The sequence below is a fragment of the Paenibacillus sp. FSL E2-8871 genome (assembly GCF_038000345.1).
In the GTDB taxonomy this organism is placed as follows: Bacteria; Bacillota; Bacilli; order Paenibacillales; family Paenibacillaceae; genus Paenibacillus_AQ.
In genome coordinates this window covers 5,174,900-5,201,740 of record NZ_JBBOBV010000001.1, presented here as the reverse complement: position 1 = coordinate 5,201,740, position 26,841 = coordinate 5,174,900, and the positions used below count along the sequence as shown (strand labels likewise).

Below are 26,841 nucleotides of genomic sequence, written 5' to 3'. Positions count from 1 at the left end.
TGTAGGGATGATCAGGGGTATGGTTTCTTCCGGCAAAACCGACAAGAAGGAGAGAATCTTGTGAACAAACAACTCATAGAAGATACCCTCCGGTTGTTGCATACTGAAATGTCACCTATTGCCGGAATTGAGCTTAATCCCTCTCCGGCTGCATGTGAGCAGCTAATCTCGGTACTAGAACGCCATGATCTGGAATACAACCGCAAAGTCAATTTGCTGGGTATTTACACTATTCTCACTTTGGCAGCTGAGCGCCATATGGAATGTATCCCACATCATCCCGACCTTACACGCAACATTTTGGATGGAGATTATTTGTACAGCTTTTACCTTCAGTTTGCGGTGAAATGCCGTGAGCTCGACCTAGTTGCTTATCTAGCTCCTTCGATCAAAAAAATGCAAATTAGACGGTCAAATGGAGACTTCGCGGAACATGATCCAGCGGCTGGAATCGAACAGTTCTTGATTCAAGAGTGCAGACAGCGCAGTCGCACAAGCAAAGCCATTTGACAGGTGGGATCTATAAGATGAAGCTGCATAAGGCCTTAAACATAGACATAGATGAAATTAATCGTGAAATCGCAAATCTTGTGGCACGAGATAAGGATGTTCCTAAGAAATCACAACTCGGGCAGAGTGTTCTTGAGCTTATAAATTCTGGAGGTAAACGCCTCCGTCCTCTTATGGTCATTGTTGGCAGTCGTTTTGGCCGAAAGGATACAGGTCGAAGAGCGCTTCAATTAGCTGCTGCCGCTGAATTTATTCATGTTGCCTCATTAATTCATGATGATATCATCGACGATTCTGAGTTACGGCGGGGCAAACCCGCCCTACATACTAAGACGGGCACACTATCAGCTGTGCATATTGGCAATTATATGTCCGCTCGGGTTATCGAACTGTTAAGCAAATATACCGGAGACAAAAACAAATATGTTCATGACTTATCTTCTGTAGCTACTGCTCAGCTCTGTCTAGGTGAGTATCAGCAAATGGAACATGCTTTTGATTATGAGATTACAATGGAGCAGTATCTTGAGAAGTCCTTAAACAAAACAGCTCTTCTTATGGCTACCTGCTTACGTGTGGGTGCATTATCCACCGAAAGCTCAGAGGAAGTGGCCAACCTCCTATATACCTTTGGCGAAGCCTTAGGCATGTCTTTTCAAATACAGGATGACCTGCTGGATTTCACGCAGTCTGAGGCTGTGCTGGGTAAGCCCGCCGGCAGCGATCTGCGTCATGGTCAGGTTACCCTGCCAGTGCTTTATGCATTACAGGATCCAAAGCTTTCGCCTGTGATTCGTTCAATCGGCCCTGATTCTTCCGATGCTGAGGTAGCACATGTGCTTGCCCTTATTAAGAGAAGCGATGCCTTAGCTCGCGCAGAACAGTTCAGCCAGAACTATCTAGATAAGGCTGGAGCGATTGTGCAGCAGCTCTCCTCCTATCCGGCGCATGCCGATCTGGATACACTGCTGCAATATTTTGCCGACCGTGATCGCTAAGGTCAATCAAAAACGGATACCCCCATTTACTTGGGCAGGTATCCGTTTTTTTGTGTGGTTTAGCTAAACAAGCCGAACGTAGCGTAGCGCCCGTGAGCATGTTTAGCCTTTTAGCTTCCAGGCTCTACTATTCCGAACATATAGGGAAATCCTCCCTATAATTAGCTTAAAATCGCTTGTAATCCACGTTTATAGGGAATTCCTCCCTCTAAAAACCTGAATTTGTATGGTTTATAGACTAATCAGCCCAATTACAGGTAAATTTTCCCTATAACAAGATCTAAAGTCAATCAAGCTCGGAAATATAGGGAGGTTTTCCCTATAAGTCTGCCTTGAATAAGTTCAGCCCTCTTACACGGCTCTAGTCACCTTCGCAGATACCCACAAAAACAAAAAAAAGAAAGCCCGCTAAGCCAGCTTTCCGATCCCTTGTCTACCCTCTTTTGGGTAGGCTGTTGTCTTTTGTTGTTAGCTTAGAGGTTAGGACGGAACGGAGTGGAATTTTGGAACTGTAGAAGCGTAGCGCTCGCCTTTATTCTCGGATTTCTACCGCAGACAGCCGGTTCAAATCAAAGAAATCCGAGAATAACAGCGATCGAAAGTCCAACATTCCACGCAGTGCAGCTTCCTAACCTCCTAACCATCCATCGAACTAACTCTCCCTAGCTAACATAAAAAAAATCAATCAGCGTACACAATAAAATCACTATGCTGATCACCTGATTCAGATTATAAGAGGCCACCTTCATCAGCTTACGATTCGATGGTTTTATAATCTTATGCTCGGTCATCAGGAGCAGCGTCGCAATGCCAATTCCTACCAGATATATCCAGCCGAGATCACGCCATAAATATAGGAACAATAGCAGCATAATCATGATGAAATGTAGTCCTTTTGCAATGCGTAGCGCGTTCTCTAGTCCGAAAAAGCTAGGAATAGACCATAGACCATGCCGCCGGTCAAAATCGATATCCTGAGTGCCGTAAATAATATCAAATCCGGCAATCCACAGCATAACCACAGTACCGATAACAAACGGTGTAAATGCGATATTTCCGGTTACAGCGAACCATGCGCCAATCGGTGCAGAAGCAATAACAAATCCTAAATATAAATGGCTGAGAAAGGTAAACCGCTTCGTGTAGGAATAGGTTGATATCAATACGATAGCCACCGGTGACAAGATCAAGCAGAGCAAATTAAGCATGCCTGAAGCCACAATAAAAATGGCATAGTTGACAATAACAAAGACAACAACTTCTTTTTCCGCCAGTAAGCGTTGAGGCAGATGTCGATGTGCCGTACGAGGATTCTGTTCATCGAACGTACGGTCCGCCAGCCGATTGAATGCATTGGCGCCATTACGGGCGCCTATCAATGCAATCAATCCCCAGATCATCACATGTCCCGATGGCCAGCCCCCTGCGGCCCATACCATCGATATAATAGCAAATGGTAGCGAAAAAAGCGTATGAGAGAACATTACCAATTCGCTGAACATTTTAAGTTTTAGACCTGCAGTTTTACATATGTTTAGAATCGCCATTCGTGCATTCCTCTTTCTTCACTACTGTGTTTATGTCCATTAATGATTATGGTCTGCAAGAACTTCGTTCAGGACGTCAAGCATCCCGTCGATATCTTCTTCCGTAATAATCATCGGTGGCTGGAAGGCTAATACATTGCGCCCTATGCCATTTTTGCCGATTAGATAACCTCGGTCCTTCATCGCCTCCAGCACTTGATCTGTAAGTGCCGCTGCACCCTCAGCATCTACACCCGTTAGCTCCGCACCCAGCATTAGTCCAGTTCCCCGCACATCAACCATCAACGAAGGATAACGAGCTTGCAAAGCCTTCAGACCTGCCTTCAATCGTTCTCCTAGCTGTACCGAGCGTTCAGGAAGCCGTTCATCTCGAATATAATCAAGCACAGCCAGCGCTGTTGCAGCAGATACCGGATTCCCACCAAATGTGGAAGCTGAAGGACGGTTTAGAGCAAGGGCAATCTCATCGGTTGTAGCGAAGGCTGCAACTGGAATTCCGTTACCGAGTGCTTTGGCCATACTTATAATATCGGGTACAACGTCAAAATGCTCCATAGCAAACATCTTACCAGTACGTCCAAATCCAGTTTGGATTTCATCAGCGATTAGGAGTACACCGTATCTCTCTAACAATGCTTTTACATCACGGAAGTAGGTTCGGGTTGGCATAATCATTCCGCCGTTGCCTTGAATTGGCTCTACGATCATGGCAGCGATAGTATTCCCCTTCTCTTCAAGCACCCGCTCTAGCGATTCCAGGGATAACGATGCCGCTTCCTCCAGCGATAAATCCGGATGATAAGGGCGAGGAATAAACTCAACGTCATGATCCAAGTATTTATCGGTACGCCACATAGGCAGGCCTGTCACACTCATAGTTAGATTGGTACGGCCATGCAGGCCACTCTCCAGCGCTATAAACCCTTTACGTCCCGTATACATCCGAGCGAGCAGCAGAGCTCCCTCATTAGCTTCAGAGCCACTGTTAACAAAGAAGGTCCGTCGTAGCCCACCCGGCATAACCTCTTCCAAACGCTCTGCCAAATCTACACTCGGTTGAGTTAGATAGATGGTTGTCGTATGCTGCAGCTGCTGCAGTTGTTCAATCGTGCGTACTGTTATAGCCGGATTACAGTGACCACATGCGACTACGGATACGCCAGCGAAGAAATCCGTATAGGACTTTCCTTTTTCATCATAAACAAACTGCATTGAACCACGAACAAGCTGAGGTGCATCACGGTAAAAATGCTGTGTACAAGGATAGAAATATTGCTTACGTTTGGCTGCTACTGCTTCTCTTCCGATGAAGTCTTGTTGTTCCATGAAGGGTTCTCTCCTTTTTGTGAAAATAGTAACTTATTCATAGAATCCTGTGCACCGCCCTATCACTAGGCGATATTTATTTCCCATTAAAATACAATTAGTTGAACTGCAGCGAGCCCAAAGTATAACCAGCATAGACTGGCTTAAGGCCGCCCAGCATGTCATCCCCGCTATCAGATCCGTTGATTGCCTGTTGATAAGAAACAATAATTTCACGTAGCTGTTCGACGCTATAGGTTGCTCCTTCAATACGGAAGCTTGAAATCCCTAGTCCACTCATCTCACTCAACAAAGGTAAATAGCAAAGCTCTTTTGCGAATAAAAGATGGCAACGGCCGTGCTGATCACGATATACCGGATTCTCGCCTTGGTCTGTCTTTAGTACCAATACATTATTGTGTACATATTGATTATCCTCTTCAGCAATAGGCTCCATTAACTCCGTATTCTCATAAAGATCATGTTCCATATACATTAGTGCAGGTGTACCATGAACAACAACTTCCAAAGGCGTTTTGCAATGAGAGGCAAAGGTAGCAAAATGCTCTAGCGTCATTTCTGGCGATACCGAAAGCTGAGTTAAACCTAATTTAGCATATAATTGCGCTGAAAGATGATTGTATACATTTAAGTTACTGTCCCCAATTAGCGGATAACCTGTATTGTTATAACGACGAATGGCTCCTAAATTTGTAACGATAATACCGTCAATCGGCAAACGTTCTCCGCCAAGCAATTGATCATATTGGTCAAAATGCAGCTCGGTCATCATACGTGGTAAACCCAAGTAGATTTTGCTATCGCCCTTTAGCTCACCCAGTTCCTTGATGTCACGCTTTGTAAAAGGTTTATCTGGTTCAAAAACATCCCCTGGCAAGTACAGGCTATCTACACCAAGCTCTAAGACCATCCGTGCCTGTTCCATATTATTCACACGTACAGCTAACTTAGCTTTTGTCTTTTGCGGTTGCTCGACCTCAGCCAATCTTTCCCGCAACTGCTCAACTCGTTTCTCAGACAGCTCACGCTCTGCAGTTGGTGTACTGAATACTTTTCCAGTGCTATAGAATTTACCAGTTCCTTCATAACGACGGTTAATGTTAGTCAGTCCTGGTTTGCCGAAGGCATACGCCGTCGAAAAGTCACGTTTACGGTTGTTATAAAGCTCTTTCGTATCTACCGTACGATCAAAGCCAATCGGATCATCGATATACCGGTCAATGGCTTCGCCGTAGCTATTCGCCAGCATCACCATAAACTCCTTATCCCGCATGCGGCCCTCTATTTTGAAGGAGGTAATCCCTGATTCAATCAATTCCGGAAGATGTTCATACATGAACATATCTTTTACAGCTAGGGGGTATTCGGCCGGATATACATACCCGTCTTTTTTAACCCGATAATCCCAGCGGCAAGGTTTCATACATTTCCCACGGTTACTGCTCATACCGAATACATGGGAGCTGAAATAACAATTCGCACCGTGAACGGAGCACATATCCCCGTGAATAAAATACTCCAGTTCCATCCCACTCCGCTGACCTAGCAGCTTAGCTGTCTGCAAATCCATTTCCCGCGAAGTAACCACACGACTTACACCCAGATCACGCAATGCGTAGATCATTTCCAGATTGTGAACATTCATCATGACCGAAGAGTGAATAGGAAGATTAAGCTCCATCTCGCGAATTAGCTCCAGCACTGCCATATCCTGAACAATCAAGGCATCCGGACGAGCACCGTCAAGGAAACGCAAATATTCTCTAGCCTCTTCCACATCTTCTTCACTAAATAGGTTATTCACTGTGATATACACTTTTTTGTCTAGACGGTGAGCGATATCTAGCGCCTCTACGATCTCCTCATGAGACAGATTATATCCTTTACGCATCATTCTCATATTCAGTACTGGTCCACCAAAATAAACTGCATCACATCGTGCCTGGATCACTTCCTTGAAAATCTCAAACGTTCCTGCGGGTGCTAATAATTCAACTTCTCTACCGTTAAAATAACGTGCCATTCAAGTTCCCTCCCAAGTTGATACTCTTCATACAAGTTGAACTTCTACTTTACACCAAAGCTACTGCAATCCCCATTACAATAAACATAGTAATAAAAACAGTATCGAATATGCCCCACCTTAGGCGGTGATACTGACTACGCGGAGCATCCATACGAAAGCCACGAGCTTCCATGGAATATACCAGATCCTGCGCACGTCTAAACGCACTAGCGATAATCGGAACCAGCAAGGACACTAACATTCGCCCCTTTTCCTTTAATGGTAGCTCCTTCAGATCAGCACCCCGTGAGGCCTGCGCTTTCATGATAATCTGCGACTCGTCTAGAATCGTAGGAATGAAACGAAGGGAAATGCTGATCATCAGTGTGATACGGTCGGGCTTCAAGCCAAACTTTTTGAAAGGAGCCAAAATCCCCTCCAGCCCTTGATTCAGCTTACCCGGCGTTGTGGTGAATGTAAGTAACGCCGTGAAAGTGATCAGAAAGAACATGCGGATGACCGAAAATGCGCCTAATCTTAGCCCTCCCTCATAAATGGACCACGAACCAAGCGTCAGCACCGCCTCACCCGTCTTCACAGACAGCAGCTGTACGATAAAGATAAATAGCATTAAATACCGTAAAGGCTTAGCTGCTTTCAGGAAGTATTTAAGCTGAATCCGAGTGGAAGCCATAACCGCTATTGAGAAAATAGCCAGCAGCGCCATAGCCATCCACGAACGGGAGAACAGGATAACAGCTACGTATAATAGCATTCCGGTGATTTTGGCACGAGCATCTAGCTTATGTACCCATGAACCGGTCTCAATACTGCGCCCTATGATTAGCTTCTCATTCATGGCCATCCCTCTTTCCTTCGTGCTGCTCGCTAGAGTTGCCTGATCCAGATGGCAGCGAAGCGATTAGCTCTGCTAAGCTCTCTGCCGTTAAGCGAGGAGCTTCATCCGTAAGACCAAAGCGATCAGCTACTGCACGCCAGTAACGAAGGGACTGCGGAACCGTCAAGCCACACTGCTCCAGAATCGAAGGATCATCTGCCAGCGCCTTTACGCTGCCCTGAAACGCTGTGCTGCCCTCTTTAAGCACAAGCCAGCTATCCGCATAAGGCAATAGCTCATCCATCCGATGCGTGACGACGATGATCGTTCTCCCCTGCTCACGGCATAAACGCTCCAGCAAGTGGATTAGTTCTGCACGGCTGATGGGATCAAGCGTAGCCGTCGGTTCATCCAGAACGATGACTTCAGGGTCCATAGCTAGTACGGAGGCGATAGCTGCCTTACGCATTTGCCCACCGCTCAATTTAAAAGGATTCCGCTCTAGCAGCGCCAGATCCAGCCCCATATCCAACATGGCCTGTCTTGCGCGTGCCTTTGCCTCTTCGAGGCTCATGCCAAAGTTAAGAGGACCGAAGATAAGATCCTTTTCGACCGTATCTTCAAACATTTGCTGCTCTGGAAATTGAAATACCAATCCGACTCTACGGCGCAGCGGCATCAGCTTAGGTGATTTCTCCCCCGCCTGGATGGTTACATCGAGTACTTTTACCGTCCCCTCCGTTGGTTTCAGTATCCCGTTAAACAACTGCAGCAGTGTCGATTTACCAGAGCCTGTCGCTCCAGCAATACCAACCATAGAGCCTGTTGGAACACTGAGGTTAATGTCGCGGAGCGCTGTCAGCTTCCATAGGCTTCGGTCAGCATAGGAATAACTTACTTGCTGTAATTCTATGGCCATAACGTGTCTATAAGCTCCTTTTCACTGGCGGGAACATCCACATGGATGCCCTGATTCTGCAGCTCGCGTGCAAGACGCCAAGGATACGGCTCACACAGATGGCATTTTTGCAGAAGTTCCTCGTTCCGGAACAATTCCGCCGGTGTAACATCAGCAGCTAAACTACCTCCATGCAGCGCAAGCACCCGGTCCGATGCCAAAATCTCATCTGCATCATGCGTAATCATAAGGATCGTATACTTTCCTTCCGCTCGCATATCTTGCAAAATACCAAGAAGATCATTTCTGCTTCCTTCATCCAACATAGAAGAGGCCTCGTCAAAAATGACGATGCCTGGTTCCATAGCAAGAATGGAGGCGATAGCGACACGCTGCTTTTGGCCTCCAGACAGCTCACCTGGGTGTTTGGACAGCAGATGATTTATTCCCAGCCTCGTCGTATAAGAGTGTAATCGTTCAGCCATTTCTTCGTACGACAAACAAAGCCCTTCCAGGCCGAATAAGATATCTTCCTCTACAGTGGCTCCAATAAACTGATTATCTGGATTTTGGAACACCATACCAATGCATTGCCGAATGCTTCCGATCGTTTCCTCACTCAGTTGCATACCACTAACCACAATCTCGCCAGCACTCTTAGGCAGCAAAGCATTTAGTAGCTTAACTAGCGTAGACTTTCCGCAGCCATTAGGACCAACCAAGCTAACCCATTGTCCCTGAGAAATAGATAACGTTATATTTTGAAGAATCGGATGCTCAGGATCATAACCAAACGATACCCCATCCAGAGAGATGATAGCTTGTCCTTCTCCCTCTAATTCTTGACCTTCATATGATTCATTCATGTTAGTCATCCTTCCGCTGATGTGACTAATCAGTCCAAAAACTCTTCAAACAACGATATTTTTGACAATGAAGCCACCAAATAACGGACTGCATAGCCCACGGCAATTCCTGTTACTACCCCAGTGATCAGCAGCATGGGAAGATAATAAAAAATACTAAGTGATGCAAACACCATAGAAGCTGCCAGCAGCTGACCGATATTATGTGCAATCCCACCAGCTATACTAATGCCGATCAAGCTTATACTCTTGCCTTTGCCACTAATCAGCATTAACACGAACATTACAACAAAGCTAAACAGCGAACCGAATAAACTGAATAATAAGCTTGAAAAAGTACCTAGCAAAAATGCAGTAAGCAATGTTTTGAGGATGACAAGCAGGAATGCATCCCGTCCACGTAAAAAGTAAATACAAGTCAAAATCATAATGTTAGCTAATCCTAGTTTAGCACCGGGCACCAGTCCCATTCCTGACAACGGAATCTGCGCCTCTATTAAACTAAGCACTACTGCCACTGCGGCGAAAATCGCAATAATTACCGTTCTTTTTAAAGCTGTTGCAGATTCACTACTGGACATAGGCATCTATATCATCCTCCCCCGACGCACTTGTGATTTCCACTAATACTCTATGCGGTAGACAGACAATCGTCTGTTTGGGCAGGGTAATAAAACCAAAACCTAGGCATACTTGATCCGGGCAGTCGGCATCGTACATTTCAATCCCGTAATCATGCACCTTCAAGAGGTTATAGCCACGTTCGGTACGGACCTCAATGGTTTGTTCTTCTTTTGTAAGCTTTACCGTTTTAAATAACTCGCCGTCCACCGTTACATTGGCTACGAGATTTTTACCGGCCCCACCTTTATCATCATTGTCCGAAAACCATCTCGGTGCGAGAAAAGCGAGCGCAGCAATTAACACGATGGAAATCAACCACACATCTGCGCGTTTCATAAAAATCTCCCTTATTTTTTAATTAAAATCCAGACTTATTAATTATAACGGTCTACCCTCAATCCTTCAATCAATGTTGGAGTTTATTGTCAGTTTTAGAGAGCTGTTCACAAAATAGGCACGCAAAATAACCCCAGCAAACACAACCCATTCGTCTCTGACATTTTCAGTTGTAGTTTGTAGCGTTTGCAAAAATATCCAACTTACATTTTAGCCCATTTGCACCGAGATCCCCCATCTCCTCTGGTTTACTAGCTTTTCCGGAATAATTCACAATTAACCCAATTTAAGTTACTTTCAAAATCTAAGCGCTCCTTATCCAGGTTTGTTCCTCTCTAGAATCAAACAACCCTTATCTTGGAATTCATTATTATATTTGCCTTTTAAACAATACTGTGTTATATTTATATCGTATTTGTTTTCGATATATTGTATATCCCCATCAAGAAGATGTCAGGCCGACTATTTTACACTTCGGCAATTTGGACACAGAGGCTTCATGTTTTCTTGCAGAAACTTTCCTTTTTATGAGACTAAATTCGAAATATAGCATTCCGATTCACACTGGCGCGGTCAATGGAGCCGCAAGGGCAAAAGAGAGGTAGGGCTTTTGTCGTATTGGAAGGATTATTCTCGCCACACGGCTGCTGGAAATAACAAGGAATTAAGACACCCGTTACTCACGAACGGCGGGGGATGAATATAACGAAAAAGCATGGCTGTACGAACCTTACATAAGGACACATGCCATGTGTGGAAAAATATAGGCGCCCGATAACCGCTACCTAGCGGATATCGGGCGCTGTCTACGTTCAGGGCATCTAATTTACATACTGATTCACAAAAGCTGTTACTACGTTTATATACCCCGTCTTATCCATATCATAAGCTAACCCATGCCCTGCTTGCGGCACTACGAACTTCTCTTTGGGACTCTGACATGCCTCATACAATTCATTCATCATACTATATGGTACAAAATTATCGGCATCCCCATGAATAAAAAGAATCGGCACCTTCGCCTTCCTCACCTGTTTCAAGGCAGACGCTTCACTAAACCCATACCCTGCTTTCAAACGAGTAATTAGACTCGCACTTTGAATAAAAGGGAAACTTGGCAAGCGATACATACGCCGTAGTTGGTAGGCTAATTGTGCTTTAACTGAGCTGTAAGCGCAGTCCGAGACAATAGCTTTGACCTGCGGTGGGAGATTTTCACCTGAGGTCATTAGCACTGTAGCACCACCCATAGAGACCCCATGAAGCACAACTTGAGCACTGGGCCCAGTCTTTTCTATTATATATTCACTCCACTGCAAATAATCCTTGCGCTCATGCCATCCAAAACCAATATAATTCCCAGCGCTTTCCCCATGTCCCCTGGCATCGGGAATCAGAATATTAAAGCCCAGTCTCTCGTAATAGATTTTGGCGTACGCCCCCATATCCTTCCCTTTTCCAGAATAACCATGAGCTAGAATCGCTGTACGACCTTCAGCACGATCCGAAAGGAGCAAGTACCCTCTTAATTGTAGCCCGTCCTCAGATGTAATCTCCACATTCTCAAAGCTCTGACTGGAGATCCAATCCTTCCCCTCACCCCAAGAAGCCCCGGCAACCGGGGGATCAACCTTCAAATCACGATTATTACTCAGGAATTCCTTCGGTGCTCGTTTAATAGCAATTCCATAAAAGAAAAAGCCCGCATAGATCAGAGCTCCTATGACGATGACAGCGCTAATGAAGAACCATACCAATTCATCTTCCCCGTCCTTTCTTCATATCCGTTGTAAATCAGTATAACATCTACTTAGAAGCGCCAAAATATAACAATCATAACAAAAGAAAACCGCCATCGGAATATGTCCCGAAAGCGGCTTTACTATTCATGGTATAACTTGTGTTCAAGCTACAATCACCGTTTATTATTTCTTGCTCGAGAATCTATTTCTCATTAGCAATCCAATAAGTGCAAAACCTAGACCAGTTACATAATAAGGGACTGAACTTGATTCTCCCGTTTTTGGAAGTTCATCCACAGGTGGATTACCTAGCGGGATTGTATCATCCACTACAGCAATATCCTCTGGTGACGGCGTTGGTGTTACTGTCAATACTGGTCCTAATGGAATCTCATCATCATCAACAAGTACCTCTGTGTTGCTCGACGGTGTTGGTGTTGGTACTGGTGCTGGAGTCGACGAAGCTACAGGGCCCAGCGGCACAGGATCATCATTAACAATGATAGTACCAATTACAAATGATGGTGTTGGTGTCGGGAACACCGGAGGCTCCGGCGTTGGCGTCGGTGTTGGCGTCACTTCTGATGAAGGTGTCGGTGTCGGCGTTACTTCCGACGACGATGTCGGTGTTGGCGTCACTTCCGACGATGGTGTCGGTGTTGGCGTTACTTCCGGCGACGGAGTCGGCGTTGGTGTTGGCGTCACGGTCGGCGTTGGTGTTGGCGTCACGGTCGGCGTCGGTGTTGGCGTCACGGTCGGCGTTGGTGTTGGCGTCACGGTCGGCGTTGGTGTTGGCGTCACGATCGGCGTTGGTGTTGGCGTCACGGTCGGCGTTGGTGTTGGCGTCACGGTCGGCGTTGGTGTTGGCGTCACGGTCGGCGTTGGTGTTGGCGTCACGATCGGCGTTGGTGTTGGCGTCACGGTCGGCGTTGGTGTTGGCGTCACGGTCGGCGTTGGTGTTGGCGTCACGATCGGCGTTGGTGTTGGCGTCACGATCGGCGTTGGTGTTGGCGTCACGATCGGCGTTGGTGTTGGCGTCACGATCGGCGTTGGTGTTGGTTTTGGTGTGTGTGTTGGCTTTGGTGTGTGCGTTGGCTTCGGTGTCGGTGTTGGCTTTGGTGTGTGTGTCGGCTTCGGTGTCGGTGTTGGCTTTGGTGTGTGTGTTGGCTTCGGTGTCGGTGTCACGCACGGCGTAGGCGTCACGGTCGGCGTCGGTGTTGGTGTCACGGTCGGCGTCGGTGTTGGCGTCACGGTCGGCGTTGGTGTTGGCGTCACGGTCGGCGTTGGCGTTGGCGTCACGGTCGGCGTTGGTGTTGGCGTCACGGTTGGTGTCGGTGTTGGGGTCACGGTCGGCGTCGGTGTTGGCGTCACGGTCGGCGTTGGTGTTGGCGTCACGGTTGGTGTCAGTGTTGGGGTCACGGTCGGCGTCGGTGTTGGCGTCACGGTCGGCGTTGGTGTTGGCGTCACGGTCGGCGTTGGCGTTGGAGGTGGTTCTTCCCCTCCATATGGATACCAATGCATCTGCACCCCACCAGCAAATCCCTTTGCAATCAGCGTCCCATGCAGTTCACCGGAATTATAAGTTACTTTTGCAAGCGGAGCTAGGATAGTTCCTTCTATTGTTAAACTTCCAATGTCAACAGTGCTAGCTTCATAAAAATTAAATAATACCTTGTTAGGGCTACCTCCCCAGATTTGAAAGCTTGGAATGTTAACTGAACTTCCGCTAACGTTAATGATAACTGTGGCGCTATTTGCAATATTAAACTGTAAGCCATTAGCACCAGCGAAATCGGCAGCACTAAGATTAAGAACGTTAAATGGTTCCGGAGCATCAATCGTTATTTTCCCATATTCCTTTTTGAAAGTTCCTATTGTAGCAAGCGAAGAGAATTCATTAGAACGTCCAATAAGAAATTGCTCTTCAGCATCAAAATCAATAGGAGTCCCTTTTCTCGCTGGTTCTTTAAGATCTACACCGTTGCTGGAAAAAACACCACCATAAACGGATGCTCCATGAACAGTCCCATTAGTAAAACTGATGTCATTACCAGCAATAAGAACATCTCCACCTGGATTATCCTTGGATACGCCGTAATTCTGCAAAGTAATATTACCTTTGGCCGCAAGGCGCCCATGAACCTGATCATTAGATTGTTTGAAATCGCCAAAAATAAAAGTATTAAAATTCCCTGCAATACCTAACACAGGTGTAGGAGTATAGGGAAGCACCTCCCCAGCCGCATTTACCAAGTGACCTCCAGAAAGACCACTACCTACTGTCAAAATCCCCGCTAATATTAGTGCTAGCAGCGGTTTCATTCTTCTTTTCAAAAAGCACACCTCCTAAATCTATGATTTATATTCAATCAGAATAATTACCAGAAACTCTAAAGGACCTAACAACAAAAAAGACCGCCAAAAAAGAAGTGGAATTCCCTTCTCATGGCAGTCGGACGGTCATAGCGCATTTAAGACACTTTAGACTCCTGGACTTTGCGTCCCACCCTTTCAGGCGGTTTGCTATTATCATGATAATATATGTATTGACTTGCAGATTAGAACTAGCATTTTAAGCATCCTATTAAATAATCGTCTATGACTTTTAATACTTTTGAACTAATAATAGTTTAGCGCTCCATCCCCACAATTGTCAATCAATTCCTTTTGATATTCATACGCGTAAGCAAGCACAAAAAAAAGCGCCTAAAGGCGCTTCACACAAAGGTTTTCCTTTAATTTTAAAGTAACTTTATCCAACCTAATATCGATATCCATAATGGAATACTTAGAATCAAACCAAATACCATTCCACGGCGGAGACTTCCTTCCTCATTCATCCTAATTCTCCCTTTATATAAGTCTGAAACATTATTTTTTATTATTACAATTTTAATATATTTTATTCTTTCTAATTTAGTTGTGAATTAAATCACATTGGACTAGCTGTTTAGAAATACCATTGATTATTTTTGGAATATCGGGGTAGAATACGAATATACGTTCCTATTAGAGGTGATGAGATTCATGAATAGAGCTGAAAGCAGGGACAACATGCTGGTGAAATCTTATTTATTGCTTCCGATGATTTTATCAGCTTTCGAACGGGACTCCGCCATTCTATCTGCACATTTACGAACACCCACCCCCTATCTGGAGGTTCTTGAAACAGCCGCAGCAGTTGCTACAACAGATCTAAGAGATGTTCGTTCAGAGATGAGAAAACGGGGAATCAAGGTTTATGAGCAGAACAGACTTAACACGGGGATAGAAGCCAAATTTATATGTCGTGGCTACCATGAACGAATGCTGCTGTTAAACGACATTGTCGCTGCCCAAGCTGCCATTCATATGCGCAGATATCTCGGTCTGGATATTTCATCTTTTAAGAGCTATGAAGAGCAGTATCAGATTAAGTGAAGTAGCGAAGAAGCTGCCCCCCTCCCCCATTTAATTAGCGAACAAAAAAATAGGCCTTACCATGGGAGTTGGCAAGACCTGAGAGATTTATACCACAAAACACTGGGGGGTGTTTGGTGTCTTCAATATATACCTTGAACCTGAAAATAAGATGATGCTCACATGAAAATTACATTAAAAAACTTCAATTCGTAGCTTAGGCTATCCGATTGATAGTTAGCCACGAGTGCTTTGAACTAATCGTTTCAAAATGATATAGTGAGTTCGTTGCTCGCAGGATGACTTGATAGCAGGTTGAAAACATAATAAAGTCGGGACCTGAGTACGGAGCGACAACAGGCGTTTGCCTTTTCGTTGAATATTTTCTGAAGGAGGGTACTAGCCCATGAGTGATGAAATCTGTATACCACCTGGCATTCAGCAGAAGGACACTAGCTTTGGCTACACCTTGTCTATCATTAGTGGTAAATATAAAATGACTATTCTCTACTATCTCTCTGAAAACAAGATCGTGCGGTTCAATGAACTGCAACGGGGTATCGGCACAATACCTTTTAAGACGTTAAGCGTTATGTTGAAAGAACTGGAAGCCGACTGTCTCGTCAGGCGCGAGGAATTCCCCCAGATTCCCCCTAAAGTTGAGTATTCCTTGACCGAGAAGGGCCAATCGCTTATTCCGGTGCTGGATATGATGTGCACTTGGGGAGAGAAAAACTTCGTTCCAGCCGCGCAAGAGATAACCATACCTTTTACGATTTAACGACAACTTATGACAAAAGCAGCATTTCCATTAATGAAAATGCTGCTTTTTGTTTCAATTCTAATTACATATTTTCGATAAATTCAACATAGCCTTGCGAACTGATATCCAATTTCTTTAAGTAATCCGTACTTCCTACCGTCTCAGATTCCGTGCCATAAATGGCATAGAAGGAACGATAATCAGCGTTGCAGTACAAAAAAGTCGTGTCAAAGGGAGATAAAATACGGTCAAGCCCGTAGCCGAGTTTACCTTCTTCACTAAAGTCTTTTGCACTTCCTCCGGCAGTTACAGCTAATGCGATTTTTCGATTTCTTAATTTATCACTCTTCGAACCATATGCCCATCCGTAAGTAAATACTTCGTCCAGCCACTTTTTAAGCAGAGGTGGACTACTAAACCAGTAGACAGGGAATTGTAAGACGAGCTTATCATGCGCTTCAATCAGTTGTTGTTCCTTTTCCACGTTGATTTTTTCATCGGGATAGGCTTTGTACAGCTCGTGCACCGTATATTTGTCTGGATATTTACGGAGTTCTTCGATCCAGCGTTTATTAACGACGGATGTTTCGATGTTTGGGTGCGTGACGACAATAAGTGTTTTCAATGGTGTATCCTCCATGTTTGAATCAGATTTAGGACTTGAGTATACCTCCCACCATGCCATCGCGTAAGTATGCACTTTTAGTTCACGTACTTACCTAAAGGTAAGCACTGCAACCTGCCTGCACGTATGATTGATGTATAGTCTTCGGGGCGAATCTCGTCTTCGGTGTACACCAAATATCACACAAGAGAGACTGGGTCATTCCCCCATTTTAATTGAGTAAAGGTTAGACGAATGTTAGAAGATAGGTGATTTCAAGACAAATGGCACGGTCCCGAAATCCCGGAAACCGTGCCATTGCGCAATTCTTAGATATGCTGGTGAAGGGAATTGAACCCCCGGCCTACGCATTACGAGTGCGTTGCTCTACCCCTGAGCTACACCAGCTTAAGGCTGATTTTTCTGTCAAACAAAAAATATTATACAACTTTCAGCCAGAAACGCAAGCCTATTTCTCCCTATTTCCCTACTCTCCCAAACTGCTATTCCACCTGTAGTTTACGCTCCACAGACTCCAGCTTTCCACGGCTAGTGGAGGGTTTATCGCGGCGGTCGTCTATTTTAAGTGAGGTAGAGACACGCTCTGCACCTGCGGCAAAAGGAGACTCGTGCAGCGCTTCGACTGCAGCAAAAATACGCTGAAGAGGCCCTTCGATGATTGTACCCATGGATGTAAGCTCATAAGTAATCCCTTCTACCGTCTTCAGCACTCGCTGCATATCCGCAACATAGCTGCTAAGGCTCGTACTACCTGTTCCAATCGGAATAACGGTTACTTCAGCAATAGGCATGAGAATACCTCCTCGGAATTTTAAAGTATGTGTCTCCTTCTATTGTAACAACTCCACCGCTCTCCCACAAATGATCTCAGCTTTATTATGCCCCTTCTTCTTTCCCCAAAATTCTCCGAAATATGACTTTCGCCACAAGTATTTTTTCTAACATGAATTCTAGGGTCATCTGCACTACATTTATGGACTCTTTGTGGCATCTTTTCGGACAATTTATGAATCATTTTTTATATGCCTGTGGATCAATTGTGGATTACTTATGGACAGCCTGTGGATCATTTGTGGAGTACTTTTGAAGAACCCGCTCCCCGCGCGGGTTTTCTAAAAAACTGTTTACAAACACAACATCTTGGGTTATTTTTATCTAACGACAACAAAATATAGTGGAGACAGGCGCTTTGATCCTTTATCGGAATTAGAGCTTAATAGGGAAGTACGGTGAAAATCCGCTGCGGTCCCGCCACTGTAACCGGATGCCCCTTACAAGCTTTTAGAAGCTTAAGATGGGCAGATCTCCTGGCAGAAGTCACTGAGGGGTAAGAGCCCCCTTGGGAAGGCGCTGAGAGGTCCTACGGAAGCCAGGAGACCTGCCTGTTTCGACGACACCAACTATGAGTGCCTGCGAGGAACAGGAACGGTGTCCGCATGCGGTCATCTTCTTAGAGGCCACTACAAATATCTGTGTGGATATTTACATAACGCATCGGGCATTTTCTGCCATCCTCGCTAGAGGATGCTTTTTTTATGAGATCACAATGAATATACGGCCGCTCATGCGGCCCCACTTCTTAATGATAGGACGATAGACTGAGAGGAGAGCTATACAATGACGTTGTTGGAGAGACAATTTAACGGTACAACAAATGCACGAGAAGTTCTTTTAGAAGAGCTCATTGATTTAGGACGCGATATTATCGACAGCCGGGATTTGGACTTGCTGCGCGAGAATGCCAATTTGAACGGAGAGAGTTTCTCCGGTAAAATGAGCAAGTTCGGCAGTGAATATTCAAAATGGTACGCCCGCAACTTTACGATGCCGCCGCAGCTAGTGCAAGCCATTGATGACAATGTCGTCTATGTGCATGATCTGGATCAATACGCAATCGGAACGACTAACTGCATTTTTATCCCGTTTGATAAGCTTCTCCGCGAAGGCTTCAACACCGGCAACGGCAGTGTTCGTCCTCCGAACTCCATAATGACAGCTATGTCACTGGTAGCAATTATTTTTCAATCCCAGCAAAATGCTCAATATGGCGGCGTATCCGCCAATAAGCTCGACTATGATCTTGCACCTTATGTAACCAAATCCTTCGCTAAGCTGTTCCGCAAGGGTCTGGATTATTTTGATGAGGGACAAGCTAATGATTCTTTGGGCGAGATTACAATGAGTCGGACCGATCTGGCGGAGTTATATCCAAAAGCGTTTCGTTTTGCACTAAAGGAAACCGAAATCGAAACCCTGCAAGCGGCTGAAAGTATGGTACATAATCTCAACACCATGTCCAGCCGATCCGGTGGGCAAATTCCGTTTACCAGCATCAATTATGGTACTTGTACTTCACCAGAAGGTCAGCTTGTGATCAGCTCCCTGCTAACAGCAACGATGAACGGACTTGGCAGCGGAGAAACACCTGTGTTCCCGATTCAAATCTTCAAATGCAAGCAAGGAGTCAATCAACAGCAAGGCGATCCTAACTATGAATTGTTCCTAAAAGCGGCGGAATGTTCTGCACGCAGACTATATCCGAACTTCGCTAATCTGGACGCTCCGCTAAACTTGCAGTATTATGATCCAAGTGATCCTGATACGGAATTTGCTACAATGGGCTGCCGCACCCGAGTGCTCGGTGACCGTTTTGGGCGTAATCATTGCTCCGGGAAGGGCAACCTTTCCTTTAATACACTGAATCTGGTTCGGCTCGGTCTGGCACACGGCACAGTAACAGGCCGACGTACCGTCGCAGACGAAGCTGGCTTCTATGAGGATCTAAATCACTATATGGATATTGCGCTGGAAGGACTTCTTCATCGGTTCCACATCCAAAGCGCGCAAAAAGCTAAAGCATCCGATTTCATGATGCGAGAAGGCGTCTGGGAAGGCGGCGAAAATCTCGCTCCTGAAGACTCTGTAGGCGAACTGCTGAAACATGGTAGTCTGTCGCTTGGCTTCATCGGTATGGCGGAATGCATGAAAGCCATGTACGGCAAACACCATGGCGAGGATATTGAAGTCCATGCCAAGGCTGTGGCTATCGTGCGTCACATGCGGGAGTATTGCGACCTTAAAAGTGAGGAACTTAATCTCAACATTACCTTGTTCGCAACACCAGCAGAGGGCCTGTCCGGCAAATTCACCAAGATTGATCGCATGGTACTGGGTTCTATTCCGGGCGTAACTGACCGTGAGTATTATACGAACTCTTTCCACATCCCTGTATACTACGATCTAGGTGCTGCTCAGAAGATCAGCTTGGAAGCTCCTTTCCATGAATACTGCAATGCCGGGGCTATTTCTTATGTCGAATTAAATGGCAATGCCCGCAGCAATCCATCTGCTTTTATCAAAATCATTAAATATGCACTAGAACAACAGGTCAGCTACTTCAGCATTAACCATCCGATTGACCGCTGCTCCAGCTGCGGATACGAAGGCGTAATTGGGACAAACTGTCCTTCCTGCAACGCACATGAGAATGACGTGCACATCCGTCGTTTGCGCAGAGTTACAGGTTATTTAACTGGCGACTATCAGACCCGCTTCAATGCCGCCAAACAAGCCGAAGTACGGGATCGCGTTAAGCATCTATGAATATTTGCGGATACTATCCGGAGTCGATTAACGAGGGAGAGGGCATGCGGGCCGTCCTCTTCATCAGCGGCTGCCGTCATCGTTGCCCGGGATGCTTTAATCCCGAGACATGGAACTTTAAATATGGAGAAGTCTTCACCTTAGAACGTCAACATGAAATCATTGCAGAAATCGCCGCTAACCCTTTGCTGGATGGTCTAACACTGGCAGGCGGCGATCCTTTTTTCTCGGCAGAAGAGGTACTTGGGTTCATTCATGAGCTTCGCGCCGTGCTCCCTGGCTTCCCCATCTGGATTTACAGTGGTTATACGTATGAGGAACTAACCGCCCTTCCCGGTTCGCCGGAGTGGAATCTACTTACACAGTGTCAGGTATTAATAGATGGACGTTTTATAGAAGAATTGAAAGATACTACACTTCCTTACCGAGGAAGCTATAACCAACGCATAATCGACATTCCGGCCAGTACGAACGGCTCGGAGGTCTTTCTGTGGCAGCCTACTGCGCTATAATATATCAATTTTTGATATTCAAAATTAACCCAAAATAAGAAGGGATGAAATAACCATGCCACAATTCGTAGTAAAACCAGACAATCGCCAACTGGCTTTTGATGAGAAGCGCCTTTCCGTATACGCCGACCGTATCTTGGAAGGTCTTGATCAACTAAATAAAGAAACATTGCTACGGGGAGTAATTTCCAAACTGCGTCGTGACTCCGTAAGCGGAGAAGAAATTAGCAATGCCTTCACCATGAGCGCTCTAGAGCTTGTAACGAAAGAAGAGCCTACTTGGAAGTTTGCAGCTGCCCGTGCCCTTCTGACTACCCTTTATAAAAAAGCAGCCGTTCATCGCCGCTATAAAGCTTATCCAGAAGAGCCTTACGGTGAGCTGTACCCGCTAATTACGGATCTCGTAAAAAAAGGAATCTATCGTGAAGAGCTTCTAAGTCATTACACCAAAGAACAAATTATCGAACTAGGTGGGTGTATCGATTATACACGCGATCTTTTGTTTGACTATATCGGTCTGCTTACGCTATCCGACCGTTATTTGGCGCATGATTTTGACGGCCGTGTAATGGAGCTTCCGCAAGAACGTTATATGATTATCGCCATGTACCTCATGCACCGTGAGCCAGCCGAGAAACGTCTTGAGCTTGTAAAAGAAGCTTACTGGGCTATGAGCAACATCTACATGACAGCTGCTACCCCTACAATGTCCAATGCCGGCAAAAAGGTCGCTGGACAGCTCTCCAGCTGCTTCATCGATACGGTGGACGATTCCCTAGAGGGTATCTTTGATTCCAATACAGACGTAGCGCGCCTTAGCAAAATGGGCGGCGGTATCGGCGTCTACCTTGGTAAAGTACGGGCACGGGGTTCGGATATCCGTGGCCATAAGAACACTAGCTCCGGCGTAATCCCTTGGATTCGCCAATTGAACAATACAGCAGTCAGTGTAGACCAGCTCGGAACACGTAAAGGTGCAGTCGCTGTCTACCTTGATGTATTCCATAAAGATATTCTCGCTTTCCTCGATCTTAAACTAAATAATGGTGACGAGCGTATGCGTGCACATGACGTATTCCACGGTGTAACCCTGCCGGACTTGTTCATGGAAGCCGTTGAATCACGCAGCCACTGGAACCTCTTCTGCCCTCATGAAGTGAAGAAGGTTATGGGCTGGACGGATGAGAACGGTCGTCCGCTTGGTCTGGAAGACTTCTACGATGAAGAGCTTGGTAAAGGCACTTTCCGTGAAAAATATGCTGAAGCTACAGCCAATCTGGAATTGTCCCGTATTACTGTTCCTGCGATCGACATCATGAAACGGATTATGAAATCACAGCTTGAAACAGGTACTCCGTATATGTTCTACCGTGATACGGTTAACCGGACGAACCCGAACCGTCACCAAGGTATGGTCTTCTCTTCCAACCTGTGCACAGAAATTATGCAGAATCAATCCGCTACCGTTATTGAACAGGAAGAATTAGTAACCAAAGATGGCAAGACCCGGATTGTTATCTCCAAAATCCCTGGCGATTTCGTAGTCTGCAACCTGAATTCGATTCACTTGGCACGTGCGATTCCAGCTGGTGTGCTGGAAAGACTTGTACCTATCCAAGTACGTATGCTGGACAACGTAATCGACATTAATAATATTGAAGTTCTGCAAGCACAATACACGAACAGCCAATACCGCGCAGTGGGTCTCGGCACATTCGGCTTGCATCACCTATTGGCACTCAAGGGCATTCGTTGGGAATCTGATGAAGCCGTAGAATATAACAACCATTTGTATGAACACATCAACTACCTGTTGGTACGTTCGAGCATGGAGCTTGCCCGTGAAAAAGGCCGTTATCCGAAGTTCGCCGGTTCCGATTGGGAGACAGGTGCATACTTTACTTCACGTGGCTACGTTAGCGGTGAACAAGAAGGTAAATATGTAACGACTGAACAATGGCGCGAGCTGCAAGAAGAAGTGGCTAAAGACGGTGTTCGTAACGCATGGATGTTCGCGATTGCACCGAACGGCTCCACATCGATTATTGCCGGCTCCACAGCCAGCATTGATCCTTTGTATGAACTGCTTTCCTATGAAGAGAAAACAACTTACAAGATCGCTAACCCAGCACCCGATCTGTCCGACAAGACGATTTGGTACTATAAAACTGCGTTTACAATTGACCAAAACTGGTCGATCCGCATGGCGTCTGCTCGTCAGCGTCACGTCGATCAAGGTCAAAGCTTCAACCTGTATGTTCGTCCTGACATCAAGGCTACCGAGTTCCTTGAGCTGCATCTGAACGCCTGGAAGGGCGGATTGAAATCAACTTATTATGTGCGTAGCCGTGCTTTGACAATAGAAGAGTGTGATTCTTGCGCTAGCTAAGAGTCTTACTGCTTTAAAAAATTCGGTGATTTAATCGTAACTGCGAGCAATGTTTGGGCTTCCGGTCGCTGTTATCCTCAGATTTCTTGATCTATACCGTCTTCGCGGTAGAAATCCGAGGATAAAGGCGAACGCTATCGCTCCTACAGCTCCAAACTTTCTCTCCGTTACTTCATCAACCTAATTTAATTAAAGATCAGACAAGACGAATTACCCGCGCAAAAAAATGGAGGGAAAATAAATGCAACTACAAAAGATTTTTAACACTGAAGTACCCAACCAATCCACACGCATCATCGACGGTGAGTGCTCCGGTATTCTGAACTGGAACGATATTCGCATGCCGCATATGTACAAGCTGTACAAGGTGCTGCTGCTGAATCACTGGATCGCGGATGAAATCCCAATGTCCAAAGATGCGCAACAATTCCCTATGCTCGATGCTGAGGAACAACGCGTATTTAAGATTAATATCTCCCTACTCGCTGTGCTGGATTCGATGCAGACGATGTTCGTGAGCGACGTGAAGCGTTATTTTACTGACTCTTCTCTAGAAGCTATCTCTGCCATTATCGGACAACAAGAAGTGGTGCATAACCAATCCTATTCCTATGTTCTTTCCTCAATCGTGTCGGAAAGTGAGCAGAAAGAAATTTTTGAATATTGGAAAAAAGACCCTGTCCTGCTGGAACGCAATCAGTTTATCTCTGATATTTATCAAGAGTTCCGTGATAACCCTACGAGACAAACCTTTTTCCATGCGTTGGTAGCGGATCTCATCTTAGAAGGAATTTTCTTCTACAGCACCTTCGCCTTCTTCTACAATCTGGCCCGTGACCAGAAGATGATGGCGACCAGCCAAATGATCTCTTATATCCAACGTGACGAGAATCAGCACTGCTATTTCTTCGCAGAAGTATTTAAGCAGCTGCTTGTAGATTTCCCTGAGTTGAACACTAAAGAGAACATGGATTACGTGTATCGTACGATCGACCGCGCGGTAGAGCTTGAAACCAACTGGGCTTACTACACCCTTACTAATGTCCGCGGTATTGATCTTAACGAGCTTAGTGACTACATCAAATATACAGCGAACAAGCGCTTAACTTTGATGGGTATGGAAAAAGCCTACCAAGGCGTTGACGTTAACTGCATGCCTTGGATCAAACCTTTCTCCGATGATGCACTTAATGCCACCAAAACCGACTTCTTCGAAGCTAAATCCCGTAACTACGGTAAGGTTGGCGACGATAATGGATTCGACGATTTGTAAGACCGGATTATAACGAACCCTATATAAAAAAGAGGCCATTCTCTACTTTCACAGTGAGATGGCCTTTTTACTATAGCAAAAAGCGTCCCTTCACCCCTTGGATCAGGTATGAATGAGACGCTTATATAGTTGGTATGAATCCATCCGAAACAGAATGCTTGCTACTTAGTCTTAAGCCTTGCGTTCCACACGATGTGTAGTTTCTTCTGCCAGCTCAGCTAACGCATCATTCAGTCGCAGCTTCAGCTCCTCAGCAAGCTCTACCACTCCGTGATCATTACGAACCACCTGAGAATCCACGGCATACACTCCACCAAGAATGTAACGTGCACCGAGTACAGACAATACAGGTTTCAATGCATAATCAATCGTGAGAAGATGTGCAAGACTGCCACCCATGAAGAGCGGGAGTACGATTTTACCGGCCAATCCCTTTTGTGGAACTAGATCCAAGAAGGTCTTCAGCACGCCTGTATAAGAGGCTTTATAAACCGGGCTAACCACGATTACCGCATCCGCTTCGGCTACAAGGCCATTCGCTTTAACGATAGAATCACTCTCAAACTTGGTATGAATCAAATCTTCCGCTGGCAGCTCTGCTACGTTAATACGCTCAACCTCAAAGCCCTGATCCGTTAAGCTTGCCTCCGCATACTCTATAACTGCATTGATGCGCGATACCAAGGAAGGCGTTCCGTTAATCACAACAATTTTAGCCACTTCTCCACCTCTTTCATCCTATTAAGCAGCTCACACTGCAAGTATTTATCCCGACAGGAATACTTTAAATTAATATTAATCCTATCGCAGATTAGATATTATTGTCAAACCATAAACGCTTGCGCTCATCCCACTCTTGCGATATACTAAGCAACAATATTAAATCCAAGAATCAGGCCAATGATCGGCATCCAACCGTGAGGCGTCTGCGACCGGAGCCTATAATGACTCCCTAAGTTCACCGGGTTTCGCCCGTTACCGCGAAGACCAAAGAGGGTCGAATTCTTTCCTGCTGTTAAGGAGATTCGATCAACCTGGGTGGCACCGCGAGCTGACGCTCCTCGTCCCATGGATGAGGGCGTTTTTTGCGTTTTTTCAAGCATAAATACCTTCGTCGTCCTTATAAGGACGGTAAGTGTTTGTGCGAGAAATAGAAGGATAAAGTGAAGTGTGAAACTTACACTTTCTTATCTTTTAAACAAAAAGGAGCGAGCGATATGCTGGAAATGAACTGGATCAAGGATAATCAAGAACTTGTAAGAAACACTGCCACCTGGAAAAGAATCGACTTCCCACTGGATGAATTGCTGGATTGGGATGAGAAGCGCCGGGGCCTGCGACAAGAAACAGAACAAATGAGAGCCGAACGTAACGGGCTAACCAAAGAGGTTGAACGATTATTACGGCAGGGTGACCGCCCTGCTGGAGAGATCGTCAAAGCACAGGTACGGGAACTCAATCATCGGCTGAGCCTGCTGGAAGCAGATCTGAACGAGGCTGAACGCCGCTGTAGAGAGCTCATGCTGCTCGCACCGAATCCAGTGTCGCAGGATACACCCATCGGCCACGATGATAACGATAATGTAGAACTGCGGTTGAACGGAGCGGTGCCGGAATTCGGCTTTGCGCCTCGTGATCATGTGGAGCTAGGTGAACTCCACGATATTATTGATATTCCCCGTGGCGTCAAAGCAGGCGGTCCTCGCAGCTATGTGCTCAAAGGAGCCGGCCTGATGTTACATCTCGCTGTTCAAAGACTTGCCCTAGATGTGCTCACTACACGCGGATTCACCGTGATGGATGTTCCTGTGATTGTCCGCCCTGAAGCGTTGGAGCGAACCGGATTCTTCCCGGGTGGGATGGATCAGACGTACGAGCTCAGCGGAGATAATCGCTGGCTGGTAGGCACATCTGAAGTGTCGCTAGTTTCACTCTACAGCGACGAGATTGTAGAGCTCGACACACCCATGCGATTAGCCGGAATGTCGACTTGCTTCCGCCGTGAAGTTGGATCAGCGGGGCGAGATGTGCGCGGGCTGTACCGCGTACATCAGTTCTCGAAGATCGAGCAAGTCGTCTTATGCCGAAATGACGAGGGTGTCTCGGACCATATGCTTCACGAGATCCTCGCGAATGCCGAGCACATTCTCCAGCTCTTAGAGCTCCCCTATCGAGTTATGGCTGTCTGCACAGGGGATATGTCCCTAAAGACGCATAAGCAGTATGACATCGAGACATGGATGCCTAGCAGAAGCGCATACGGTGAGACCCATTCGGCTTCTAATCTACTCGATTTCCAAGCTCGTCGTTCGGGCATCCGTTATCGGGATGCGGACGGTCGCTTACAATACTGCCACACCTTAAATAACACCGCAGTGGCTACACCAAGAATTCTGATCCCGCTGCTGGAGAATCACCAGCAAGAGGATGGTTCTATCTACATCCCTCAGGCGCTGCGCAAATATATGGACGGATTAGAGCGGCTAGAGCTTCCACAACAGTAGTCTGTTTTATCCAAGTAAATTTGAAATAAATAATGCCTATTCACTTCTCAACAAGAAGCTGAATGGGCATTATTTTTTTCCAG

General features: G+C 45.9%; 22 protein-coding genes, 1 tRNA gene and 2 riboswitches. Of the genes, 9 read left to right on the top strand and 14 right to left on the bottom strand.

Annotated elements, in window-relative coordinates; all coding sequences use genetic code 11:
- Positions 1–60 precede the first annotated feature (60 nt).
- Both NYE25_RS23510 and NYE25_RS23505 read left to right on the top strand, forming a co-directional pair.
- A complete protein-coding gene (locus NYE25_RS23510; protein WP_042184507.1) occupies positions 61–510 on the top strand; it encodes a hypothetical protein in 450 nt (149 codons plus the stop codon).
- Positions 511–527: 17 nt separating this feature from the next.
- Complete coding sequence (locus NYE25_RS23505; RefSeq protein WP_341146954.1) at positions 528–1,508, top strand: polyprenyl synthetase family protein; 981 nt, start codon at positions 528–530, stop codon at positions 1,506–1,508.
- 662 nt (positions 1,509–2,170) lie between these two features.
- Here the strand turns inward: NYE25_RS23505 and NYE25_RS23500 are convergent.
- The 10 genes from NYE25_RS23500 to NYE25_RS23455 form a co-directional block, all read right to left on the bottom strand.
- Positions 2,171–3,055 (bottom strand): UbiA-like polyprenyltransferase, encoded by an 885-nt coding sequence (locus NYE25_RS23500; RefSeq protein ID WP_341146953.1) that lies wholly within the window; start codon positions 3,053–3,055, stop codon positions 2,171–2,173.
- 39 nt (positions 3,056–3,094) lie between these two features.
- Positions 3,095–4,381: an aspartate aminotransferase family protein gene (locus NYE25_RS23495; RefSeq protein WP_341126356.1), complete on the bottom strand. Its 1,287-nt coding sequence runs from the start codon at positions 4,379–4,381 to the stop codon at positions 3,095–3,097.
- 97 nt (positions 4,382–4,478) lie between these two features.
- Complete coding sequence (locus NYE25_RS23490; protein ID WP_341146952.1) at positions 4,479–6,404, bottom strand: peptidase U32 family protein; 1,926 nt, start codon at positions 6,402–6,404, stop codon at positions 4,479–4,481.
- 49 nt (positions 6,405–6,453) lie between these two features.
- On the bottom strand, positions 6,454–7,245 hold the full coding sequence (locus NYE25_RS23485; protein WP_341146951.1) for an energy-coupling factor transporter transmembrane component T family protein: 792 nt from the start codon (positions 7,243–7,245) through the stop codon (positions 6,454–6,456).
- Positions 7,238–8,143, bottom strand: a complete 906-nt coding sequence (locus tag NYE25_RS23480) for an ATP-binding cassette domain-containing protein (protein WP_341146950.1) — start codon at positions 8,141–8,143, stop codon at positions 7,238–7,240. Before NYE25_RS23480 ends, NYE25_RS23485 begins: the two co-directional genes overlap by 8 nt.
- Positions 8,134–8,988, bottom strand: coding sequence for an ATP-binding cassette domain-containing protein (locus tag NYE25_RS23475; protein WP_076300127.1), 855 nt, complete (start codon positions 8,986–8,988; stop codon positions 8,134–8,136). Before NYE25_RS23475 ends, NYE25_RS23480 begins: the two co-directional genes overlap by 10 nt.
- Positions 8,989–9,017: 29 nt before the next feature.
- Positions 9,018–9,575: a Gx transporter family protein gene (locus tag NYE25_RS23470; protein WP_036681020.1), complete on the bottom strand. Its 558-nt coding sequence runs from the start codon at positions 9,573–9,575 to the stop codon at positions 9,018–9,020.
- Entirely contained in the window at positions 9,559–9,948 is a 390-nt protein-coding gene (locus NYE25_RS23465) for a NusG domain II-containing protein (protein ID WP_042184493.1), read from the bottom strand. The genes NYE25_RS23470 and NYE25_RS23465 overlap by 17 nt, the downstream gene beginning before the upstream one ends.
- Before the next feature lie 821 nt (positions 9,949–10,769).
- On the bottom strand, positions 10,770–11,705 hold the full coding sequence (locus NYE25_RS23460) for an alpha/beta hydrolase (RefSeq protein ID WP_149644606.1): 936 nt from the start codon (positions 11,703–11,705) through the stop codon (positions 10,770–10,772).
- 168 nt (positions 11,706–11,873) lie between these two features.
- Positions 11,874–14,024, bottom strand: a complete 2,151-nt coding sequence (locus tag NYE25_RS23455) for a choice-of-anchor A family protein (protein WP_341146949.1) — start codon at positions 14,022–14,024, stop codon at positions 11,874–11,876.
- Positions 14,025–14,134: 110 nt separating this feature from the next.
- Positions 14,135–14,225: riboswitch (cyclic di-GMP riboswitch) on the bottom strand.
- A 492-nt stretch (positions 14,226–14,717) separates the two neighbouring features.
- On the opposite strand from NYE25_RS23455, the gene NYE25_RS23450 reads away from it, so the two are divergent.
- Both NYE25_RS23450 and NYE25_RS23445 read left to right on the top strand, forming a co-directional pair.
- The gene (locus tag NYE25_RS23450) at positions 14,718–15,110 is read left to right on the top strand and encodes a hypothetical protein (RefSeq protein ID WP_042184484.1); all 393 of its coding nucleotides are present in this window, start codon (positions 14,718–14,720) and stop codon (positions 15,108–15,110) included.
- Between the two features lie 385 nt (positions 15,111–15,495).
- A complete protein-coding gene (locus NYE25_RS23445; protein WP_042184482.1) occupies positions 15,496–15,870 on the top strand; it encodes a winged helix-turn-helix transcriptional regulator in 375 nt (124 codons plus the stop codon).
- A 64-nt stretch (positions 15,871–15,934) separates the two neighbouring features.
- Here the strand turns inward: NYE25_RS23445 and NYE25_RS23440 are convergent, their stop codons facing one another.
- From NYE25_RS23440 to NYE25_RS23430, 3 genes are all read right to left on the bottom strand, one after another.
- A complete protein-coding gene (locus NYE25_RS23440) occupies positions 15,935–16,477 on the bottom strand; it encodes an NAD(P)H-dependent oxidoreductase (protein WP_339268460.1) in 543 nt (180 codons plus the stop codon).
- A gap of 315 nt (positions 16,478–16,792) precedes the next feature.
- A tRNA-Thr gene (locus NYE25_RS23435) sits at positions 16,793–16,864 on the bottom strand.
- Between the two features lie 95 nt (positions 16,865–16,959).
- The gene (locus tag NYE25_RS23430; protein WP_076285946.1) at positions 16,960–17,268 is read right to left on the bottom strand and encodes an MTH1187 family thiamine-binding protein; all 309 of its coding nucleotides are present in this window, start codon (positions 17,266–17,268) and stop codon (positions 16,960–16,962) included.
- A gap of 374 nt (positions 17,269–17,642) precedes the next feature.
- Positions 17,643–17,877, top strand: a riboswitch (cobalamin riboswitch).
- A gap of 217 nt (positions 17,878–18,094) precedes the next feature.
- On the opposite strand from NYE25_RS23430, the gene NYE25_RS23425 reads away from it, so the two are divergent.
- The 4 genes from NYE25_RS23425 to NYE25_RS23410 all read left to right on the top strand — a co-directional run bounded on the left by NYE25_RS23425 (position 18,095) and on the right by NYE25_RS23410 (position 24,254).
- Complete coding sequence (locus NYE25_RS23425) at positions 18,095–20,080, top strand: anaerobic ribonucleoside triphosphate reductase (protein ID WP_341146948.1); 1,986 nt, start codon at positions 18,095–18,097, stop codon at positions 20,078–20,080.
- Positions 20,077–20,592 (top strand): anaerobic ribonucleoside-triphosphate reductase activating protein, encoded by a 516-nt coding sequence (nrdG, locus tag NYE25_RS23420; RefSeq protein WP_341146947.1) that lies wholly within the window; start codon positions 20,077–20,079, stop codon positions 20,590–20,592. Before NYE25_RS23425 ends, nrdG begins: the two co-directional genes overlap by 4 nt.
- A 55-nt stretch (positions 20,593–20,647) precedes the next feature.
- Complete coding sequence (locus NYE25_RS23415; RefSeq protein ID WP_042184468.1) at positions 20,648–22,981, top strand: ribonucleoside-diphosphate reductase subunit alpha; 2,334 nt, start codon at positions 20,648–20,650, stop codon at positions 22,979–22,981.
- A gap of 241 nt (positions 22,982–23,222) precedes the next feature.
- A complete protein-coding gene (locus NYE25_RS23410) occupies positions 23,223–24,254 on the top strand; it encodes a ribonucleotide-diphosphate reductase subunit beta (protein ID WP_341146946.1) in 1,032 nt (343 codons plus the stop codon).
- Positions 24,255–24,425: 171 nt separating this feature from the next.
- On the opposite strand, the gene ssuE is transcribed toward NYE25_RS23410, so the two are convergent.
- On the bottom strand, positions 24,426–24,974 hold the full coding sequence (ssuE, locus tag NYE25_RS23405) for an NADPH-dependent FMN reductase (RefSeq protein ID WP_042184465.1): 549 nt from the start codon (positions 24,972–24,974) through the stop codon (positions 24,426–24,428).
- A 497-nt stretch (positions 24,975–25,471) separates the two neighbouring features.
- On the opposite strand from ssuE, the gene serS reads away from it, so the two are divergent.
- Complete coding sequence (serS, locus tag NYE25_RS23400; protein WP_341146945.1) at positions 25,472–26,758, top strand: serine--tRNA ligase; 1,287 nt, start codon at positions 25,472–25,474, stop codon at positions 26,756–26,758.
- Positions 26,759–26,841 lie beyond the last annotated feature (83 nt).

Coding starts and splice junctions, on each gene's coding strand:
- NYE25_RS23410 (WP_341146946.1), top strand. CDS start 23,223: ATGCAACTACAAAAGATTTTTAACACTGAAGTACCCAACCAATCCACA.
- NYE25_RS23450 (WP_042184484.1), top strand. CDS start 14,718: ATGAATAGAGCTGAAAGCAGGGACAACATGCTGGTGAAATCTTATTTA.
- NYE25_RS23505 (WP_341146954.1), top strand. CDS start 528: ATGAAGCTGCATAAGGCCTTAAACATAGACATAGATGAAATTAATCGT.
- NYE25_RS23500 (WP_341146953.1), bottom strand. CDS start 3,055: ATGGCGATTCTAAACATATGTAAAACTGCAGGTCTAAAACTTAAAATG.
- NYE25_RS23475 (WP_076300127.1), bottom strand. CDS start 8,988: ATGAATGAATCATATGAAGGTCAAGAATTAGAGGGAGAAGGACAAGCT.
- NYE25_RS23465 (WP_042184493.1), bottom strand. CDS start 9,948: ATGAAACGCGCAGATGTGTGGTTGATTTCCATCGTGTTAATTGCTGCG.
- NYE25_RS23470 (WP_036681020.1), bottom strand. CDS start 9,575: ATGCCTATGTCCAGTAGTGAATCTGCAACAGCTTTAAAAAGAACGGTA.
- nrdG (WP_341146947.1), top strand. CDS start 20,077: ATGAATATTTGCGGATACTATCCGGAGTCGATTAACGAGGGAGAGGGC.
- NYE25_RS23495 (WP_341126356.1), bottom strand. CDS start 4,381: ATGGAACAACAAGACTTCATCGGAAGAGAAGCAGTAGCAGCCAAACGT.
- NYE25_RS23480 (WP_341146950.1), bottom strand. CDS start 8,143: ATGGCCATAGAATTACAGCAAGTAAGTTATTCCTATGCTGACCGAAGC.
- NYE25_RS23415 (WP_042184468.1), top strand. CDS start 20,648: ATGCCACAATTCGTAGTAAAACCAGACAATCGCCAACTGGCTTTTGAT.
- NYE25_RS23425 (WP_341146948.1), top strand. CDS start 18,095: ATGACGTTGTTGGAGAGACAATTTAACGGTACAACAAATGCACGAGAA.
- NYE25_RS23490 (WP_341146952.1), bottom strand. CDS start 6,404: ATGGCACGTTATTTTAACGGTAGAGAAGTTGAATTATTAGCACCCGCA.
- serS (WP_341146945.1), top strand. CDS start 25,472: ATGCTGGAAATGAACTGGATCAAGGATAATCAAGAACTTGTAAGAAAC.
- NYE25_RS23485 (WP_341146951.1), bottom strand. CDS start 7,245: ATGAATGAGAAGCTAATCATAGGGCGCAGTATTGAGACCGGTTCATGG.
- NYE25_RS23445 (WP_042184482.1), top strand. CDS start 15,496: ATGAGTGATGAAATCTGTATACCACCTGGCATTCAGCAGAAGGACACT.
- NYE25_RS23430 (WP_076285946.1), bottom strand. CDS start 17,268: ATGCCTATTGCTGAAGTAACCGTTATTCCGATTGGAACAGGTAGTACG.